Genomic DNA, 428 nt, shown 5'->3' on the forward strand with positions numbered 1-428 from the left:
CAGGACAGCCGTATCTTCCGGGAACAATCGGTGCCGGAAGTGCTGGCGACGCTGCTTAAAGAAGCGCATGTCAAAAACGACCTGAAATTCTATCAGGACGAGTTACACCAAAAGCGGGAGTACATTACTCAGAAACGGGAATCTGCTTATGATTTCTGGTGTCGTCTGGCCTTTGAGGAGGGCATTAATTTCTGGTTCGAAGAAGGCCCGAAACTGTTTTACAGCGACAACCACCTCGGTATGACCGCCGGTATTCATCTGACCTATAACCCGCAGGCCGATACCGATATCCGTGACAGCACGGCGTTCTCCTGGCGCTACGCCGAGCAGTTGTGCAGTGATGTGCATATCCAGAAAGATTACAATCCGGATCGCCCGTCTTATCCGTTTCAGCATGAAGTCACCGGTGAAGTACACAAACAGCATCC

The 428-nt window shown here is 51.2% G+C and carries 1 protein-coding gene; it reads left to right on the top strand.

What is annotated here, in order from left to right; all coding sequences use genetic code 11:
* Positions 1-428, top strand: a 428-nt coding sequence (locus R5268_RS19390; protein ID WP_317423127.1) for a contractile injection system protein, VgrG/Pvc8 family, incomplete at both ends; no start/stop codon positions are given.

The sequence above is a fragment of the Morganella sp. BCCO 40_0007 genome, assembly GCF_032989665.1.
In the GTDB taxonomy this organism is placed as follows: Bacteria; Pseudomonadota; Gammaproteobacteria; order Enterobacterales; family Enterobacteriaceae; genus Morganella; species Morganella sibonii.